The 16,126-nt window shown below is 64.5% G+C and carries 12 protein-coding genes; 5 read left to right on the top strand and 7 right to left on the bottom strand.

Features of this window, described 5'->3' with window-relative positions:
• Positions 1-167: 167 nt before the first annotated feature.
• From DVU_RS15280 to rpoZ, 7 genes are all read right to left on the bottom strand, one after another.
• Positions 168-848 carry a DUF3313 domain-containing protein gene (locus DVU_RS15280; RefSeq protein WP_010940507.1) on the bottom strand — a complete coding sequence of 227 codons (681 nt, stop codon included), beginning with the start codon at positions 846-848 and terminating at the stop codon, positions 168-170.
• A gap of 7 nt (positions 849-855) precedes the next feature.
• Positions 856-3,999 carry an efflux RND transporter permease subunit gene (locus DVU_RS15275; protein WP_010940506.1) on the bottom strand — a complete coding sequence of 1,048 codons (3,144 nt, stop codon included), beginning with the start codon at positions 3,997-3,999 and terminating at the stop codon, positions 856-858.
• 28 nt (positions 4,000-4,027) lie between these two features.
• On the bottom strand, positions 4,028-5,197 hold the full coding sequence (locus DVU_RS15270; protein WP_010940505.1) for an efflux RND transporter periplasmic adaptor subunit: 1,170 nt from the start codon (positions 5,195-5,197) through the stop codon (positions 4,028-4,030).
• 41 nt (positions 5,198-5,238) lie between these two features.
• On the bottom strand, positions 5,239-6,864 hold the full coding sequence (locus tag DVU_RS15265) for an efflux transporter outer membrane subunit (RefSeq protein ID WP_010940504.1): 1,626 nt from the start codon (positions 6,862-6,864) through the stop codon (positions 5,239-5,241).
• 516 nt (positions 6,865-7,380) lie between these two features.
• Complete coding sequence (gene greA, locus DVU_RS15260; protein ID WP_010940503.1) at positions 7,381-7,872, bottom strand: transcription elongation factor GreA; 492 nt, start codon at positions 7,870-7,872, stop codon at positions 7,381-7,383.
• Positions 7,873-8,248: 376 nt separating this feature from the next.
• Entirely contained in the window at positions 8,249-9,379 is a 1,131-nt protein-coding gene (gene dnaJ, locus DVU_RS15255; protein WP_010940501.1) for a molecular chaperone DnaJ, read from the bottom strand.
• Positions 9,380-9,391: 12 nt separating this feature from the next.
• A complete protein-coding gene (gene rpoZ / locus DVU_RS15250) occupies positions 9,392-9,625 on the bottom strand; it encodes a DNA-directed RNA polymerase subunit omega (RefSeq protein WP_010940500.1) in 234 nt (77 codons plus the stop codon).
• 402 nt (positions 9,626-10,027) lie between these two features.
• Between rpoZ and DVU_RS15245 the strand changes: the two genes are divergently transcribed.
• From DVU_RS15245 to DVU_RS15225, 5 genes are all read left to right on the top strand, one after another.
• Positions 10,028-10,774: a tRNA lysidine(34) synthetase gene (locus DVU_RS15245; protein WP_010940499.1), complete on the top strand. Its 747-nt coding sequence runs from the start codon at positions 10,028-10,030 to the stop codon at positions 10,772-10,774.
• 97 nt (positions 10,775-10,871) lie between these two features.
• Entirely contained in the window at positions 10,872-11,777 is a 906-nt protein-coding gene (locus DVU_RS15240; RefSeq protein ID WP_011791421.1) for a M23 family metallopeptidase, read from the top strand.
• 17 nt (positions 11,778-11,794) lie between these two features.
• The gene (locus DVU_RS15235; protein WP_010940497.1) at positions 11,795-12,460 is read left to right on the top strand and encodes a phosphatase PAP2 family protein; all 666 of its coding nucleotides are present in this window, start codon (positions 11,795-11,797) and stop codon (positions 12,458-12,460) included.
• A 224-nt stretch (positions 12,461-12,684) separates the two neighbouring features.
• Positions 12,685-13,089, top strand: coding sequence for a response regulator (locus DVU_RS15230; RefSeq protein WP_010940496.1), 405 nt, complete (start codon positions 12,685-12,687; stop codon positions 13,087-13,089).
• Between the two features lie 37 nt (positions 13,090-13,126).
• Positions 13,127-15,790 carry a PEP/pyruvate-binding domain-containing protein gene (locus tag DVU_RS15225; RefSeq protein WP_014524633.1) on the top strand — a complete coding sequence of 888 codons (2,664 nt, stop codon included), beginning with the start codon at positions 13,127-13,129 and terminating at the stop codon, positions 15,788-15,790.
• Positions 15,791-16,126: the final 336 nt, after the last annotated feature.

Genomic DNA, 16,126 nt, shown 5'->3' with positions numbered 1-16,126 from the left:
TGATAGGGTTGGACAGCTAGCCGTAGCCGTTTCTCCCAAGGCTGTTTCAGGGCGCGGACATGGCGGAACAGACGGAAGCTCAAGCGGATGGCCTGTTCTCGTCCTGCACCCACCATGCACTTCGGGGCACCGCCTTATGGACGTTGCCGGACTCCATGTCGTGTGCGCTATGGGCGCAACGTGCCATTCTTGAACTCGGCAAGGCGTTTGCCGACGAGTTGCGCCCAGTAATTGCATGCATCCTCGGCGTCGGTCAGCGACCCGCGGAAGGGTGCCTTCGTGCCGCTACGTCGGTCTACCGCAGCTGCAAGGCGGCTGCCCGTCGCGCCGTCCAGCAACTCCATCTCGATTGCCGCCTCGCCAACGCCGATGTGTTCGCCGGTGACCGCCGCCGTGGCACCGGAGGCGACGATGCCGATGGGCACGATGGACGAGAGTGTTCCGGTGACGGGATTGCTGGGCACGATGTCCGTGATGGCAGTACGCAGTACAAGGGTCTTCGGGCCGGGCTTCGCGACGATGGGCATGACCTTGCCTACTTCGCGGACGAGGGCATCGCTGAAGAATGTCGTGAGGGCATCAAGTTCCTTGGCGTCTACACCCTTGAATGTGGTATCCGATTTGATCCATGTCTGGACCCTGTCGATGACGATGCCGTCGTAGTCGCCTGCCTTGATGCCGGGCTTGATCCATATCAGCCCCGCCTGATCATCTCGTCCTTTTGAAAGGCCCTGATAGTCACGGAGAAAGCCGGAAGGTTTGCTTTCCATCTTGTGGGCGGCGCATGCGGTCAGTGCAAGTGCCAGACTCATGAGAAGGGCGCAGCCGATGTATGCAGTCCTGTTCATCGTCGTCTCACTTGTGGTTGATGTTCTTCTGGCTGGGTGACGATTGACGCGAAAGGCCTTCGCTCAAGGTCTGGATGACAGTGAAGAAGACCGGGACGAAGAGCACGGCAAGGAATGTCGATGCCAGCATGCCTCCGAAGACCGCCGTGCCGAGCGCTCGCTGGCTTGCCGAACCGGCGCCGGAGGCGGTGAGCAGGGGAACGACGCCAAGAATGAAGGCGAACGAGGTCATGAGAATGGGGCGGAACCTCGCGCGGGCCCCCTCGACTGCGGCATCCTGAATGGACATGCCCTTCTGCAGGCGGAGTTCACGGGCGAATTCGACGATGAGGATGGCGTTCTTGCTCGCCAGTGCGATGAGAAGCACGATGCCTATCTGGGTGTACACGTTGTTGTCCATGCCACGCGTCGCAACGGCGATGCTGGTTCCCAGCAGGGCCAGCGGAACGACCATGATGATGGCGGCTGGCGCAGACCAGCTTTCGTACTGGGCCGCCAGCACGAGAAAGACGAGCAGCACGGCGAAGCCGAAAACGGCGAAGGCTTCGTTGCCCGTCGCCTTCTCCTGATAGGCCATGGTCGTCCATTCGAATCCCATCGACTGCGGCAGGGTCTTGCGGGCCATGTCTTCCATCAGGGCGAGGGCTTGGCCCGAACTGAATCCCGGTGCGGCGGCGCCTATCAGGGAGGCCGCAGGGTAGAGATTGTAGCGGGTGACCACGTCGGGTCCGACGACATCCTTCACGTCGGTCACCGCGCCCAGAGGCACCATGCCGCCCTGTGCGTTGCGCACTTCGAGGCGACCGATGTCCTCTGCGGTGAGGCGGTAACGGCTGTCTGCCTGCACCCGGACCTGATATGTCTTTCCGAACTTGTTGAAGTCGTTGACATAGGATGAGCCGAGGTAGGACTGCATCGTGCTGAAGACGTCATTGAGTTGCACGTCGTAGTTCTTGACCTGCGTACGGTCCACGTTGACGAAAAGCTGCGGTGTGCGGGCGTTGTATGTCGTCGAGACATTGCCAAGGCCCGACTGTCCCCGTGCAGCCGCCATCATCGAGTAGGCCACGGTCTCAAGTTGCTGGGCCCCCAGCGCCGCCCGGTCCTGCACCATCATTTCGAATCCGCCAGCGTTGCCCAGTCCCTGTATGGGGGGCGGCGTCACGACAATCACCATCCCTTCCTGAATGGACGCGACCTTGCGACGCAGGTCGGCGACGATTCTCTCCTGCGTGAGTGCCCCGCGTTCGCTCCAGTCCTTGTACATGACGAACACCGTGGCGGAGTTGGAGGTGTTGGCGCCGTTCAGGATGGACATGCCGCCAAAGGTTATCCAGTCTGCGACCCCCTGCGTCTCGGAGAAGATGGCGTCGAGTCTGGTGGTCACCTCGCGCGTACGGGCCTGTGATGCGGCACCGGGCAGCTGCACCGCCACAAGGGCATAGCCCTGGTCCTCGTCGGGCAGGAACCCCGTGGGTAGCGAGGTGAACGCCCAGAAGGTGGCCGTGATGAGGCCGACGAAGACGAGCATGGTGGTCTTCGCATGCCGCACCATGGTGCGCAGAATCGTGACGAACAGGTTCTCGACGGCATCGTAGGACTTGTTGAACCCGCGGTAGAAGGCGTTGCGACCCGGCACGATGGGTTTGAGGAAGAGGGCGCACTGTGCCGGGGTGAGGGTGGCGGCAAGCAGGGCGCTGACGAGGGCTGTCGATGCGATGACGAGGGCGAATTGCCTGTAGAGTTGCCCGGTGATGCCGGACATGAACGATGCGGGGATGAACACGCACGACAGCACCAGTGTGATGCCGATGATGGGGCCGAAGAGTTGCATCATGGCCTTGATGGTGGCCTCGCGCGCGGGGTCGCCATGTTCCATGTGGTGCGCGGCGCCCTCGACGACGATGATGGCGTCGTCAACCACGATGCCGATGGCGAGTATGATGCCGAAGAGCGTGACGAGGTTCACCGAAAAACCGAGGCCCATCATGGCCATGAAACCACCGAGGATGGTGATGGGCACGACGGATGCCGGAACCAGCGTCGCACGCCAGTCCTGCAGGAAGATGAGTATGACGGCGAGAACGAGCACCGCTGCTTCGAAAAGTGTGTGGTAGACCTGTTCGATGGCGGCTTCGACGAATCGCGTCGTGTCGTAGGGGACATCCCATGCGACCCCCTGCGGGAAGTCGTTGCCGAGGGTCTTCATGCGTGCGTTGACCTGTTGTGCCACATCCAGCGCGTTGGCACCCGGCAGCTGATAGATGATGACGAGTGCCGCAGGTTTGCCGTTCTTCTGTGCGTAGAGGTCGTATGTCTGCCCGCCGAGTTCGACGCGCGCCACGTCGCGCACCCGTACGACACGCCCCGCAGGCCCGGATGTCGCCGTCCGGATGATGATGTCCTCGAATTCCTCGACATTGGACAGACGGCCCTGCGTCTGCACCGTGAACTGGAAGTTCTGGGTGTCGGGCGCGGGCTGTGCGCCTATCTGGCCCGCAGCGACCTGAACGTTCTGTTCGCTGATGGCGTTGACCACGTCCTTTGTCGTGAGCCCCATGCTCTTGAGCCGGGGCGCATCAAGCCAGACACGCATCGAATAGCTTGCGGCGCCGAACACCGTCGCTTCGCCCACGCCCGGTATGCGGGCAAGCTCGTCCCTGATGCGCAGTGATGCGAAGTTGCTCAGGAAGAGGTCGTCGTATGATCCGTCCGGCGAGGTGAGTGTGACAACCTGAAGGATGGCGGTCGACTTCTTCTTGACCGTTACGCCCTGTCGTTTCACCTCGTCGGGCAGGCGCGCCATGGCCACGTTGACGCGGTTCTGGACGAGCACGGTCGCCATGTCGATGTTGGTTCCGAGGGCGAAGGTGATCGTCAGGGTGTAGGTTCCGTCGTTGGCACTCTTGGAGGACATGTAGAGCATGCCTTCGACGCCGTTGACCTCCTGTTCTATAGGGGCCCCGACGGTGTCGGCGAGTACCAGCGAGTTCGAGCCCGGATAGATGGCCTTTACTTCGACCGTGGGGGGCGTGATTTCAGGATACTGCGAAATGGGTAGCAGCATGACCGATACGACGCCGATGAGAATGAGCACGATGCCGATGACGTTAGCCAGAATGGGGCGGTCGATGAAGAATTTCGCGAACATGGCGAGCCTTTGCTTGTGGCGATTGAGGCTAGCTGGCGGGCTTGCCTGCGGGCTGTCCTGTGTCCGGGGCGGGGGTCGGGTCGACAGGGCTTCCGGGGCGGGCGCGCTGGATGCCATTGACCACGACCCTGTCCTCTGCGCTCAAACCCTTGCTGACCACGCGGTAGCCCTCGTGCAGCGGCCCAAGGACGACGGCTCGTTGCTCTGCGATGTTCTGTGCGTTGACGATGATGACGTAGCTGCCCGACTGGTCTTGCCCGATGGCACGGTCCGGCACCATCATGGCCTTGTCGCTTTGGCCCACGGCCACGCGTATCCGGGCGAACAGGCCCGGTAGCAACCGGCCTGAAGGGTTGGGGAACAGGCCGCGCAACTGCATCGTGCCTGTCGCGGGGTCGACGCCGGGGTCTGCGTAGTCCAGCTTGCCCGCATGCGGAAAGCCGTCTTCATCGGCGAGTGCAAGCTCGAGCGGCATGGTGGGCGCGCTAGCCGTCTTCGGCTTGGGGCGTTCAGCCATGAGCCGGAGGAGGTCACGTTCGTTGATGTTGAAATAGACATGCACCTGGTCACGCCGGACGATGGTTGCCAACCGGGTCACGGCCCCGGGGCCGACGACGTTGCCGGGGTCTGCGAACCTGCGGCTTATCTGCCCATCGAACGGCGCAGTGATGCGGGTGTAGCCGAGGTCGATGCGTGCGGTCTCTATCTGTGCCTTGGCCCGGCTGATGTTCGCCTTGGCGCTGTCGCGCTGCTGTTGCCATTTCACCACGTCGGTCTCCGAACCGGCCTTCTCTGTCAGCAGTTTGCGGCTGCGTGCCAGTTCGGTTTCGGCCCGCGCCAATGCTGCCTGCTGCACTTCGAGTTCGGCTTCTGCCCGCTGCAGGGCCGCCTGATAGGGTTCCGGCTCGATGATGAACAACGGGTCACCCTTATGCACAGTGGAGCCATCGCGGAACTGGGCCGACCGGAGGGTACCGGTCACGCGCGCCGTGATGTCCACGGATTCGACAGCGGCGATGGTGCCGCTGAACTCCATGTACTCGGTCACGGGGCCCACATGGGGCGCCCCGACGGTCACCTTGGGCGGAGGAGGCGGCACATAGGCGTTGCGCGAGTCGCAACCGTAGATGCCCGTGGCGGTGGCAAGGGCCAGAAGAGCAATGTGGACGGCTCTTGAAATGGTGTGGCGGCGCAACATCAACGACCCCCTTCGGGCGATGTGGCTAGGATGAGGCGAACCTACATGTCGGGTAGCCTGATGCCCTCACTCGCTGGTGGGGCATCCTCTTCAAGCAGTGAGCCCCAGTGTGTGCGTTCACGCATCTCACGGAGGGCGTTGACGGGAATGAAGACGTCGCCGGGAAGCTTGTGCCAGCCTCCTCCCAGTGCCTTGAACATGGCGACGAGGCTCTGGCAGATTTCGCCTTTGGCCGCGGCGAGGGCGTCTTCTCTGGTTGCGAGGTCGCGCGCTGCGGTGAGCACGGTGGTGAAATCGGTGGAACCTTCCTGATACTGGATGAGGGCCAGTTGCATGGACCGTGCGGCGTCGGATGCGCTTTCGGTCAGCAGTGCCGTACGGCCCTGCGCCTGAATGAACCTGTCTATGGCGTCCTCCGTCTCACGAAGGGCCACCAGTACGGTCTCCCGATAGCTTGTCAGTGACTGCTGGAACCGGGCGTCCTGCGCGCGTACGTTGCTGACAATGCGTCCGTAGTTGAACAGGGGCAGGGAAAGTCCGGGCCCCCCATACGCGGTGAAGCCGTTCGAGAACGTGTCTCCAAGCCCGAACGCCCCGACATTGCTGGCTGTGAACCCGACGAAGCCGCCCAGTGTGAAGGCCGGGTAGAAATCGGCCTTGGCCACGCCGAGTCGTGCGCATTGCCCTGCGGCTGTGGCGAGGGCCTTGTGTACGTCGGGTCGCCGCCGCAACAGGTCGGCGGGTATGCCCACCGCGACGTGTGTTGGGGCGGTGGGTATGGGCGCGTCTCCGAGTCGTGCGCTGATATCCTGCGGGGCCTTGCCAAGCAGCACGCAAAGCGCATTGCGGGTCTCGCGGAGAGAGTGGGCAAGATTGGGGATGCGCGCCTCGGTGTCGCGTAGCAGCGAGAGGGCCTGTCGCATGTCGCGTTCGCTGGTGGCGCCGTAATTGAAGCGGGCCGTGGCGATGCGCAGACTCTCGCGCTGGATGGCCACGTTGGTCTCCGCGATGGCAAGCTGTTTCTGCACCGTGCGGTACAGGATGTAGGAACGGGCGACTTCGGCGGAGACGGATACCAGCGCGGTCTGATGGTCTGCCATCGACGCGCGCAGGTCCGCATCTGCGGCCTCGATGCCCCTGCGGAATTTGCCCCAGAAGTCGAGTTCCCAGGCGACATCGAGACCTGCGCTCGTCTGTACATAGTCGGGGTTGTCGCGCCCCGTCGTCGGCTGCGGGGCTGTGGGCGCCCTGTCGCTGGGGTGTGTCCACGTGAGACCGCCAGTCCCCTGTTGCGTTTGCGGGTAGAGGTTGCCGACCGCCGCCCCCAGACGCGCACGGGCTTCGAAGACGCGCAACGCCGCAAGGTGAAGTGACAGGTTCGCGCTACGCGCTTCCGTGACGAGGCTGTCCAGCACCGGGTCATTGAAGGTGTTCCACCACGTTCCGTCCACATCCGCATCGGAGGATGCCACAGGATGTGAGGCATCCTGCCAGACGTCGGGGACGTCCCCCCCGGGGGCGCTGAAGTCCGGCCCCACTTTGGCGCAGGCTGTCAGAAGGGTGAGCAGAAGAACGGGTGTCAGGCAGGCGCGAAGAAGGCGGGTAAAGGTGCTATGGCGACCTGAAGGGCTCCTGTCAGGATGCGGGCGGTGAGGGCTTTCGGGCATGAAGCCTCCGGTGTCGAATGGCAAGGCGTGGGGTTCACACTGGATATGACGATAACCCAGTCGATGGTTTTGTGTATTATTTTGCGAGTGCGGGCGTGTCCTCTGGTTGCCACCTTCGCGGCGTCTCCCGTGCTGCTGCCCCGTGCTGCCGGGGCTGCCCGCTGGGGCTGCCAACAGGCGGGACGGCACCGTCCGATGCAATGGCATAAACGACAATCCCGCAGGAGAGGCACTCCTGCGGGATTGTCATGATTCGTGTCAGGGGATGCGGGCTGATGCGGAAAGCCACTCCCCGGAGAGGCGTTGTTCTGGTGGACAGGTTACGCCGCAATCTCTGTCATGCTTCGCATGACAGGCGTCTGAGCCTCCATGGTCTGCCCGAAGGGGCCGCGGCAACACCATGCCGGATTCATGGCGGCGGGGGCTGTACGTGGCGTCTGCCTCCGGTCGCGGGGCGAGTCACTGCGCAAGGGCCATGTGCCGGAGGTGACGAGGCGCGGGTGGCCGCGCCCGTGGCTAACGCTGCTGACCCTTGGTGCCCAGAAAGCGTATGGAGACGATCTCGTAATGGATCTTGCCGCGCGGAGCGTCCACCACGATTTCGTCACCCTCCTCCTTGCCGAGCATGGCGCGGGCCACGGGCGACTGCACGGAGATGGAGCCCTTGGCGTAGTCGGCCTCGTCGGGGCCAAGAAGGGTGTACTCCTTCTCTTCGCCGGATTCGAGGTCTTCTATCTTCACCGTGGCGCCGAACATGACCTTGTCGCCGGAGATGGTGTCGAGGTCGATGACATTGAACTGCGCCATGCGCGATTCGATGTACTTGATGCGGGCCTCGAGCATCCCCTGACGTTCACGCGCGGCGTCGTAGCCGGCGTTTTCGCTCAGGTCGCCCTCTTCGCGTGCTTCCTTGATGGCCTGAATGACGCCGGGGCGTTCCTTCTTGAGACGGTCCAGCTCTTTTTCAAGCTGCTTGAAGCCTTCGACGGAAATAGGAATGCTGCTCATGATGTTCCTTGCCTGTAACGTATGGTGCCATGTGCACGTCAAAAAAACACCACGCCATGAGAATCTCATGGCGGGACTGGGGCTGTGTCGGGAAGGCGCCCTGAACCGGGTGCACCTATTGGGTAGAACATACTTCCGCCCCGGTCAAGGGGCCGCGCCCGTCGCTGCGGCGGTGCATCCTGCGGGGCGGCTGCTTGGGTACCGCCATCCCCGAGGCTGCGCAAGCCGCCTTCCGGGAAGGGCCTCTCCGGGCAACGGCCTGCCGGCGGGTGGGCACTGCCGTGTGCAGGGGCCCGGTGACGGTGCTTCACGGCCCCGCCGTGCCGAGGCATGACGGGGCCGCAGGGGGGCGGCTACGCCCCGGAAGAACCTACGTTCAGTCCATGCCCATGGCCTTGCCTATCTTGCGGGCCATCTTCTTGACCTTCTCCAGCGGCTTCTCCTCGTCGAGCAGGGCGAACTCGCGCAGGAGTTCCTCCTGCTTCTTGGTGAGCCGTGTGGGGGTCACGACGCGGATCTCGACAAGCAGGTCGCCGGTGTGGCCGTGCCCGAGGTAGGGCAGCCCCTTGTCGACAAGGCGGAAGACCTCGCCACTCTGGGTGCCGGCGGGAATGTCGAGGGTGATGTCATCGTCGAGCGTGGGCACGTCTATGCGGTCGCCCAGCGACGCCTGTACGAAGGAAATCTCGCGGGTGACGACAAGGTCCTGCCCCTGACGGCGGAAGGTCTTGTCGTCCTCGACGCTGATGACGACATACAGGTCGCCTGCAGGCCCGCCATGGATGCCCGGTTCGCCTTCGCCACGCAGACGCAGGCGGTTGCCCGTGTCCACTCCGGCGGGGATGCGAACCGAAAGTTCCTTGACCTGCTGCGTCTGCCCGGAACCTTTGCACTTGGGGCAGGGAGAGGTGATGACGGTGCCCTCGCCACGGCATACGGGGCAGGGCATGGCAATCTGGAAGAAACCCTGACTCTGGCGAATCTGGCCCGCGCCGCCGCAGTGACGGCAGGTCTCGGGCCGGGTGCCGGGTGCCGCACCGCTGCCGCCGCACTCGTCGCAAGGGACGCTCTTGGGCAACCGCAGGGTGACTTCGTCGCCCTTGGCGGCCTGCCTGAACGAGATGGTCAGGTTGTAGCGCAGGTCTGAACCGGCCTGAGGCCGGGGGCCGCGCGAACGCCCGCCAGCGGCCCCGGCGAAGCCGAACAGGTCGCCGAAGATGTCGCTGAAGTGGGCGAAGATGTCTTCGTTGGACGAGAAGCCCTGACCGAAGCCGCCGCCGTTGCCCACACCCGCATGACCGAAGCGGTCGTAACGGGCGCGTTTCTCACCGTCACGCAACACGTCGTACGCCTCGGCGGCCTCTTTGAACTTCTGTTCGGCCTCGGGGTCGTCGGGGTTGCGGTCGGGGTGGTACTGGAGGGCCAGCTTCCGGTAGGCGCGCTTGATGTCGTCCTCTGACGCGTCGCGCGCGACACCGAGAACTTCGTAGTAATCTCTCTGGCTCATGGGGCGACCGGATTATTCGGCGACGGGCATTTCCTCGCCCTCTGCGGGACGATACAGGGCGAGGTCTTCGGGCATGACCTTGCCGGCGGCGATCTCACGCAGGGCGGTGACCACTTCCTTGTTCTTCGAGTCCACCAGGGGCTCGTAGCCTTCGCGGTACTGCTGTACGCGCTTGATGGCCATCTGGACGAGCAGGAAACGGTTGTCGATGCGCTTCTGGCAATCTTCCACGGTAATACGTGCCATGGGTAAGATTCCTCCGGAGGGTGTGTGATGTACGGCAGAAGCCGATGATGAAGGACAGGATAACGCACACGGGCGCGTTGTCCACCCCTTCAGCGGCGGGCACGACAAAAAGCCGGGGATGTCACTCTGTTGTGCATCCCGGACGGTGCGTGCGCGACGCGGGCTGAACACCGGCGACACGCCAAGTCGGAGAAAATAGACCCTGTTCATGTCTCAAGTCAAGTAGTAAGGGGCCTGATCCTGCCCCGCCCGCAAAGCTGCCCGAGGTCTGTCCAATACCGGATGTGGTGTCGGTGCCGAGGGTGCGAGGTGCGGGACGGGGCTTCCCCGGTATCCGTGAACGGTTGCTTCCGGCGGGCGGTGCGGGTATCGGGGGGCACCGGAACTTCCGGTGGAGGACTCATGGCGAGAGAGAAATACACCTACGCCCAGCAAGTATGCATCAAGAGCGCGGGCAAGACCATGCAGCACACGGGGATGCTCTATCCCGGCGCACGCATCGGCGTTGCGGTGTCGGGCGGCATGGACAGCTGGGTGCTGTTGCAGGTGCTGCGCATACGGCAGCGCATCGTGCCCTTTCCCTTCGAAATCATGGCGCTGCACGTGAACCCCGGTTTCGACCCGGAGAACCATGCCCCGCTGCTGCCGTGGCTTGAGCGTAACGGTGTGGCAGCCCATATCGAGGTGACGGACCATGGGCCGCGCGCCCATTCGCCGGAGAACCGTCGCAACTCCGCGTGCTTCTACTGTGCCTGGCTGCGGCGCAAACGGCTTTTCGAACTGTGTGCCCAGTATCGGCTCTCCCATCTTGCCTTCGGGCACAACGCCGACGACCTCGTGGGCACGTTCCTCATGAACCTGTACCAGAACGGACGCGTGGACGGCATGTCCATGAAGGAGGCGTTCTTTGGCGGCAGGTTGCAGGTCATCCGCCCCCTGCTCATGGTGGAGAAGAGCGACATCGCGCGTGCGGTGCGGCAGTGGGGGCTGCCTGTATGGAGCAACCCCTGCCCGTCAGCCGGGGCGACCCGGCGTAGTGAGGTGATGGATGATTTTCAGCGGCTGTGTCGCGAGAACAAGGGCATGAAACGCAATGTCTTCAACGGGTTGTGTCGTTGGCAGATGGACTTGACACCCAAGGCCGATTGACGCAACGTTAACAATGGTGGTCTGTGGGCATCCGGCATTGATGGCTACGACCCGTTTCGACCTGTTCCGTGTCCCGCAACCCCGGCCAAAGGTTCCCATGCTGTTCGGCAAATACCACATCGTCATCCTCCGCGAACGGGGCGGTTCGTGCCGCAACCTGTTCATGCGCGGCTGGTGCGGTATCGCCGGGGTGCTGTTCGTCGCCAGCCTCATGGGGCTCACCATCTGGCTGGCGGGCAAGTACCTGCACACCTATGAGGTGGAACAGCGCCTTGCCGAGGCCGAGAAGACCATCGAAGAACAGAGTACGCAGCTGCTTGCCATGACGGGCAAGTTGCAGGGCTTGCAGGCGGACCTCACCCGCGTGCAGCAGTTCGATACCAAGCTGCGGCTCATGATCAACATGGAGAAGGACCCCACCGAAGTGCAGACCTCCATGGGCGGTTCGCGCACCGAAGACCTCTCCAAGGGGTATCTGCCGCTGCACCGGCAGGAGTTGCTGGCGCGCAAGATGCACACCTTCATCAAGCAGCTTGCCACGGATGTACGGCTCGAAGAGGTCCGCCAGCAGGAGTTGCTGCATGCCCTGCGCGCCAACCGCGACATCCTCGCAGCCACACCGTCCATCTGGCCCACTGAAGGGTTCATCTCCTCAACGTTCGGTTCGCGCAAGTCCCCGTTCACGAGCAGGGGCGAGTTCCACAAGGGGCTCGACATCAACAACCGTCCCGGTACACCCATATGGGCCCCGGCGCGAGGCACGGTGACCTTCGCCGGAACCGACGGCGCCTACGGCAACTGCGTCATCCTCCAGCACGGTGCCGGATTGTCTACCCGTTACGCCCACATGCAGCGCTTCGTCGTCAAGGAAGGCCAGTCGATACAGCGTGGCGACATCATCGGCTACGTCGGCAGTTCAGGCCGTACGACCGGCCCCCACCTCCATTACGAAGTGCGTGTCAACGGCGTATGCGTGAACCCCATGCGCTACATCCTCAACTGATCTCCGGTTAATCCCCCATGCCCTTCGCCACCCCTTCGTGGGATCTCGCGCTTTTCAGGCTCGCCAACGGTACGTGGCGCACCCCTCTTCTCGACGTGCTCATGCCCGCCGTGTCGGGCATGGCCCTGTGGCTTCTGCTGGCTGTCGTAGCCGGAGGCTTCCTGTGGTTGCGACGTCGTTCAGGCCCGCAGGGCGCGGCCCTTCTGCCTGAACGGCCCCTCTGGCGCCGCGTGGCAGCCGTGCTGCTGCTGGCGGGGCTTGCCGCAGGCGTCACCGACGCCACATGCAACGTCATCAAGGGGCAGGCCGGAAGGCTGCGCCCCATGCAAGCCCTTGCGGGCGTGCACATGGTGGACGAGGGCGCATGGAGCATCACGCCGCCCGACTTCGTGCCGACGGCGGTGAAGGGCTCATCGTTCGTGTCGTCGCATGCCGCCAATTCCATGGCTGTCTGTCTCGTCATCATGCTCGCCGTGCCGTTGCTGCGGCCGTGGCTGCTGCCCGTGCCTCTTCTGGTTGGCTGGTCGCGGCTGTACCTCGGCAAGCACTACCCCAGTGACATCCTCGCCGGCTGGGTGGTGGGGCTGGTGATGGGCTACCTTGCGTGGCGTGTATGGCGCTACTGCATGCATCACGTCCTGCACGAGGATGCGTGCGTGCGCGCAGGGGGCGGGCACGGCTAGCGCGCGGGGCCGTTGCGCACCTTTGGCGGGCCCGTCACCGGCCGTGCAGTGGCCGCGCCCCTGTTCCGTGTTCGCGGGGGGCACCCCCTCCCGATGGCAGCACGATGCGGTGTCCGACCGGAGGGTCGGGCCGATGTCTGCCCGCCCGCTACGGACGCCCCTTGTGGCAATGCCCGAAGAGCGATAGAAATACAGAACCATACGCCTGAACTCGGAGACGTGCCATGAACGGCATACGGGTCCTTCTCGTCGACGATGAGACCGAATGCACAGAGATGCTCTCGCTGCGGCTTGCGCGGCGGGGCATGCTCACCGCCACGGCGGCAAGCGGTGAAGAGGCCGTGGCCCACCTTGCCGACCATGAGGTCGATGTGGTGGTCATGGATGTGAAGATGCCCGGCATGGGGGGCATCGGCGCGCTGGAGCACATCAGGCGCGACCACCCCGGTACCGAGGTCATCATGCTGTCGGGCCATGCGGACATGACCGTCGCCGTCGAGGGAATGCGCCTTGGCGCGTTCGGTTATCTCATGAAGCCCGCGGACTTCGACGAACTTCTCTACAAGATCGAGGACGCCTGCAAGCAGAGCCGCCTCGACCGCAAGCTCGCCGAGGGCGACAGGGCCTGAACGCCCCCGCAGGGGACGCAGGACGAAGGACCGCCACATGTCATGGCTGCGCTGGCTCCCGTTCCGCAAGAAGACCGCCGCTTCGTCCGCAACGCGCCCTGAAGACGCCTTCGCCGCGCGCTACCACCGCTTCAAGCTCTTTCTGGGCGCATGGGGCAAGTTCCAGGAACTGATGACCGAACTGGAACTGACGCTGTGTTGCGTCAACCCGTTCGGCATGCAGACCGTGCGTGCGCTCTGTACCCGCATCACCACGCAGGTGTTCCAGTGCATGCGCCAGCTAGACGAGTTGGCGCCGGGCAGGTTCGCTGCGCTCGAGGAACGTTTCAACGCCGTGCAGTCGGAGGTCGCCGCCCTCGTCTACGGGCGCACCGACGACATGGACGGCCCGCTGGCGTTGCCTCTGGGAGACCCCGGCCTCGACAGTGCCGACCGGGCCGACCCGGCCATGACCCGCCTCGCGGGCCTTCGCGGCGCACTGGGCGTGCGCGTTCCCGAAGGGTTCATCGCCACGGCAGCCGCATGCCAGCGCATGATGCGCCATGGCGGCCTTCAGGAGGAGGTCAGCCGCAGGGTGCAGGCCTCTGGGGGTATTCGCCCCGACAACATCGAGGGTCTGTCGTCATCCATCCGTTCGCTCATCCTTGACGCGCCCGTGCCTGACGATGTGGCCGACGCACTCATGGACTCCATGCGCAGCCTGCGTCAACGCACCGGTGGTGTGCCGGTGCGGGTATTGCTGCGAGGCCGGGTGTGGCCGCTGACCACCGACGGGGCCATTCCCGGCACGGGGCATGATGCCTCGACGGGCCTCGTGTCCGTCATCAGCGGAGGCGAAGGCGCGCAGGCGGATGACGGGGGGATGACACTGTGGGGGCCGCTGCTTTCCGGCACCGACGCCGACCGCGAGAGTGTGCTTGCCGCCTTCCGCGCCACGCTGGCCCTCAAATATTCGCCACAGGCCACCATCTATCGCCGCTATCGCGGGCTGCGCGACGCGGGCACCTGCGTGTGCGTAGGGTTCTTCGTCGTGGGCGACCCCGTGGCGGGGGGCGTGGCCTACACGGGCAACCCCCTCCATGTGCGCGACGACAGTGTGCATGTCTATGCGGGGGCGGGGCTGCCCGAGTCCGTGGAAACCGGGGAACATGACGTGGACGCCTACCATGTGTGGCGCACGGCACCCCGGGGTGTCAGGCTGCACAGTCATGCACGGCCCGATGCCCCGGTGCTGGACGACGCGCAGGCGTGCGCGGTGGCCGACCTCGCCCTCACCGTGGAGGCTGCCGCGGGCTGTCGGCAGGAGGTCGACTGGCTGCTTGATGCAGCTGGGCGTCTCACGCTTCTTCATGCGCGCCTGTTGCCCGAAGCGGCCCCCCTGCCCCCCGAAGAGCGCATCGAGGATTCATGCCCCGCCGAGGCGCTGGCCTGCGGCGGCGTGACCGTGAGCCCCGGTGCCGCGTGCGGGCCTGTGCATGTGGTCAGGACCCTTGAGGACATCCGCACATTCCCCGACGGCGGGGTGCTGGTGGTGGAACGCCCGCTGGCGGCGTGGGGCATGGTCCTCGACCGCGCCTGCGCCGTGGTCGCCGAATACGGTACGCCCGCCTGTAGCCTTGGTGCCGTCGCCCGTGAATTCGGCAAACCCGCCGTCTTCGGTCTGCGGGGGGCGGTGGAGGCTCTCTCGGGAGTGGACTCGGTGACGGTATGCGGCGATGCCGGGGTGGTCTACGCGGACTATGTCTACGACATCGTGTCCGCCGCACCGCCCGCACACAACTTCATGCCGCGCAGTCCCGTGCACCGCACCCTTGCAGAGGCCGCGCACCACATCCTGCCCCTGACCTTCGACCCCGAAAGCCCCGACTTCAAGGCCCGCAATTGCCAGACCTTCCACGACATCGCCCGCTACTGCCATGAGCAGGCGGTGGGGGAGATGTTCCGCTTCGGGTCGCAGCAGGCGTATGCCCCGTCGCGGGTCAAGCAGTTGCAGTGCGACGTGCCCAAGCAATTCTGGGTGGTCGACCTTGATGACGCCTTCCCCGTCGGGCTCAAGGGGCCCCTCGTGCTCGCCTCCCGCATCCAGTCCGTTCCCTTCCGCGCGTTGTGGCGGGGCATGAACGCCATCCCGTGGGAGGGGCCGCCTCCCGTGGACGCCAAGGGCTTCCTGTCCGTCATGTTCGAGGCCACGGCGAACCCCCACCTCGACCCGGCGTCGCAGTCGGCGTTCTTCTCCGAGAAGAACTACTTCATGGTCTCGTCCAACTACTGCAGCCTGCATTCGCGCTTCGGCTTCCACTTCGTGGCCGTGGAGTCGCTGGTGGGCGAACGTACGCAGGAGAACTATGTGGTGTTCCAGTTGCGCGGCGGGGCCGCCAACATCGAACGGCGCATCCTGCGGGTGCAGTTCGTGGCGGAGTTGCTCCAGAATTTCGGCTTCACGCCCGTGGTGCGTCGTGACGCGCTGACTGCGCGGCTCGAGGGCATAGACCGCGAGACGGCGGAACGCCACCTGCGTGTGGCGGGGCATCTCACCATCCATACCCGGCAGATGGACATGATCATGACCGACGTGGCGCAACTGGCCGTGCGGCGCGAGAAGTTGCTCGCGGAATGCGCCCGGCTGCGCGATGAACCCGTGGAGAGGATGGAGGGTGCCGGCGACGGGCGACCTTCCGACACTGACGGCGGCGACATCTAGCTGCGCAGTGCACGGCGTGCATGAGGCCGGGTGTCACGCGACTTGATCATGTGCCGGGAGCATGTGCCGGTACGTGTGCCGGTACGTGGGCCGTGTACCTGTAGCGCTGGAGCAGTACCCGGTGTCTGCCGGATGCCACGCGTCTGTTCCGGTCGCCACGGGCCTTCGCGCGAACCCTGCCGTGATGCCACGGAATGCACACATCCATAGTCCCCTGACCACGGGCGACGAGCCCCTGTTCGGCCTGTGTTGTCCGGTCACGCTCGGTCCGGCATGTCCGGCCCTATCCTGTATGCCCGGCATGGCGCACCAGCCCCGACGGGCGCGGATGTGTGT

The sequence above is a fragment of the Nitratidesulfovibrio vulgaris str. Hildenborough genome, from assembly GCF_000195755.1.
In the GTDB taxonomy this organism is placed as follows: domain Bacteria; phylum Desulfobacterota; class Desulfovibrionia; order Desulfovibrionales; family Desulfovibrionaceae; genus Nitratidesulfovibrio; species Nitratidesulfovibrio vulgaris.
Note: the sequence above shows the minus strand (reverse complement) of the source record. Positions and strands in the feature narration are given on the sequence as shown.

Bases quoted from the DNA above. Each gene is read 5' to 3' on its own strand.
- DVU_RS15240 (WP_011791421.1), top strand. From the start codon at position 10,872: ATGCTGTTCGGCAAATACCACATCGTCATCCTCCGCGAACGGGGCGGT.
- DVU_RS15230 (WP_010940496.1), top strand. From the start codon at position 12,685: ATGAACGGCATACGGGTCCTTCTCGTCGACGATGAGACCGAATGCACA.
- DVU_RS15275 (WP_010940506.1), bottom strand. From the start codon at position 3,999: ATGTTCGCGAAATTCTTCATCGACCGCCCCATTCTGGCTAACGTCATC.
- DVU_RS15225 (WP_014524633.1), top strand. From the start codon at position 13,127: ATGTCATGGCTGCGCTGGCTCCCGTTCCGCAAGAAGACCGCCGCTTCG.
- DVU_RS15245 (WP_010940499.1), top strand. From the start codon at position 10,028: ATGGCGAGAGAGAAATACACCTACGCCCAGCAAGTATGCATCAAGAGC.
- DVU_RS15280 (WP_010940507.1), bottom strand. From the start codon at position 848: ATGAACAGGACTGCATACATCGGCTGCGCCCTTCTCATGAGTCTGGCA.
- rpoZ (WP_010940500.1), bottom strand. From the start codon at position 9,625: ATGGCACGTATTACCGTGGAAGATTGCCAGAAGCGCATCGACAACCGT.
- greA (WP_010940503.1), bottom strand. From the start codon at position 7,872: ATGAGCAGCATTCCTATTTCCGTCGAAGGCTTCAAGCAGCTTGAAAAA.
- DVU_RS15265 (WP_010940504.1), bottom strand. From the start codon at position 6,864: ATGCCCGAAAGCCCTCACCGCCCGCATCCTGACAGGAGCCCTTCAGGT.
- dnaJ (WP_010940501.1), bottom strand. From the start codon at position 9,379: ATGAGCCAGAGAGATTACTACGAAGTTCTCGGTGTCGCGCGCGACGCG.
- DVU_RS15270 (WP_010940505.1), bottom strand. From the start codon at position 5,197: ATGTTGCGCCGCCACACCATTTCAAGAGCCGTCCACATTGCTCTTCTG.
- DVU_RS15235 (WP_010940497.1), top strand. From the start codon at position 11,795: ATGCCCTTCGCCACCCCTTCGTGGGATCTCGCGCTTTTCAGGCTCGCC.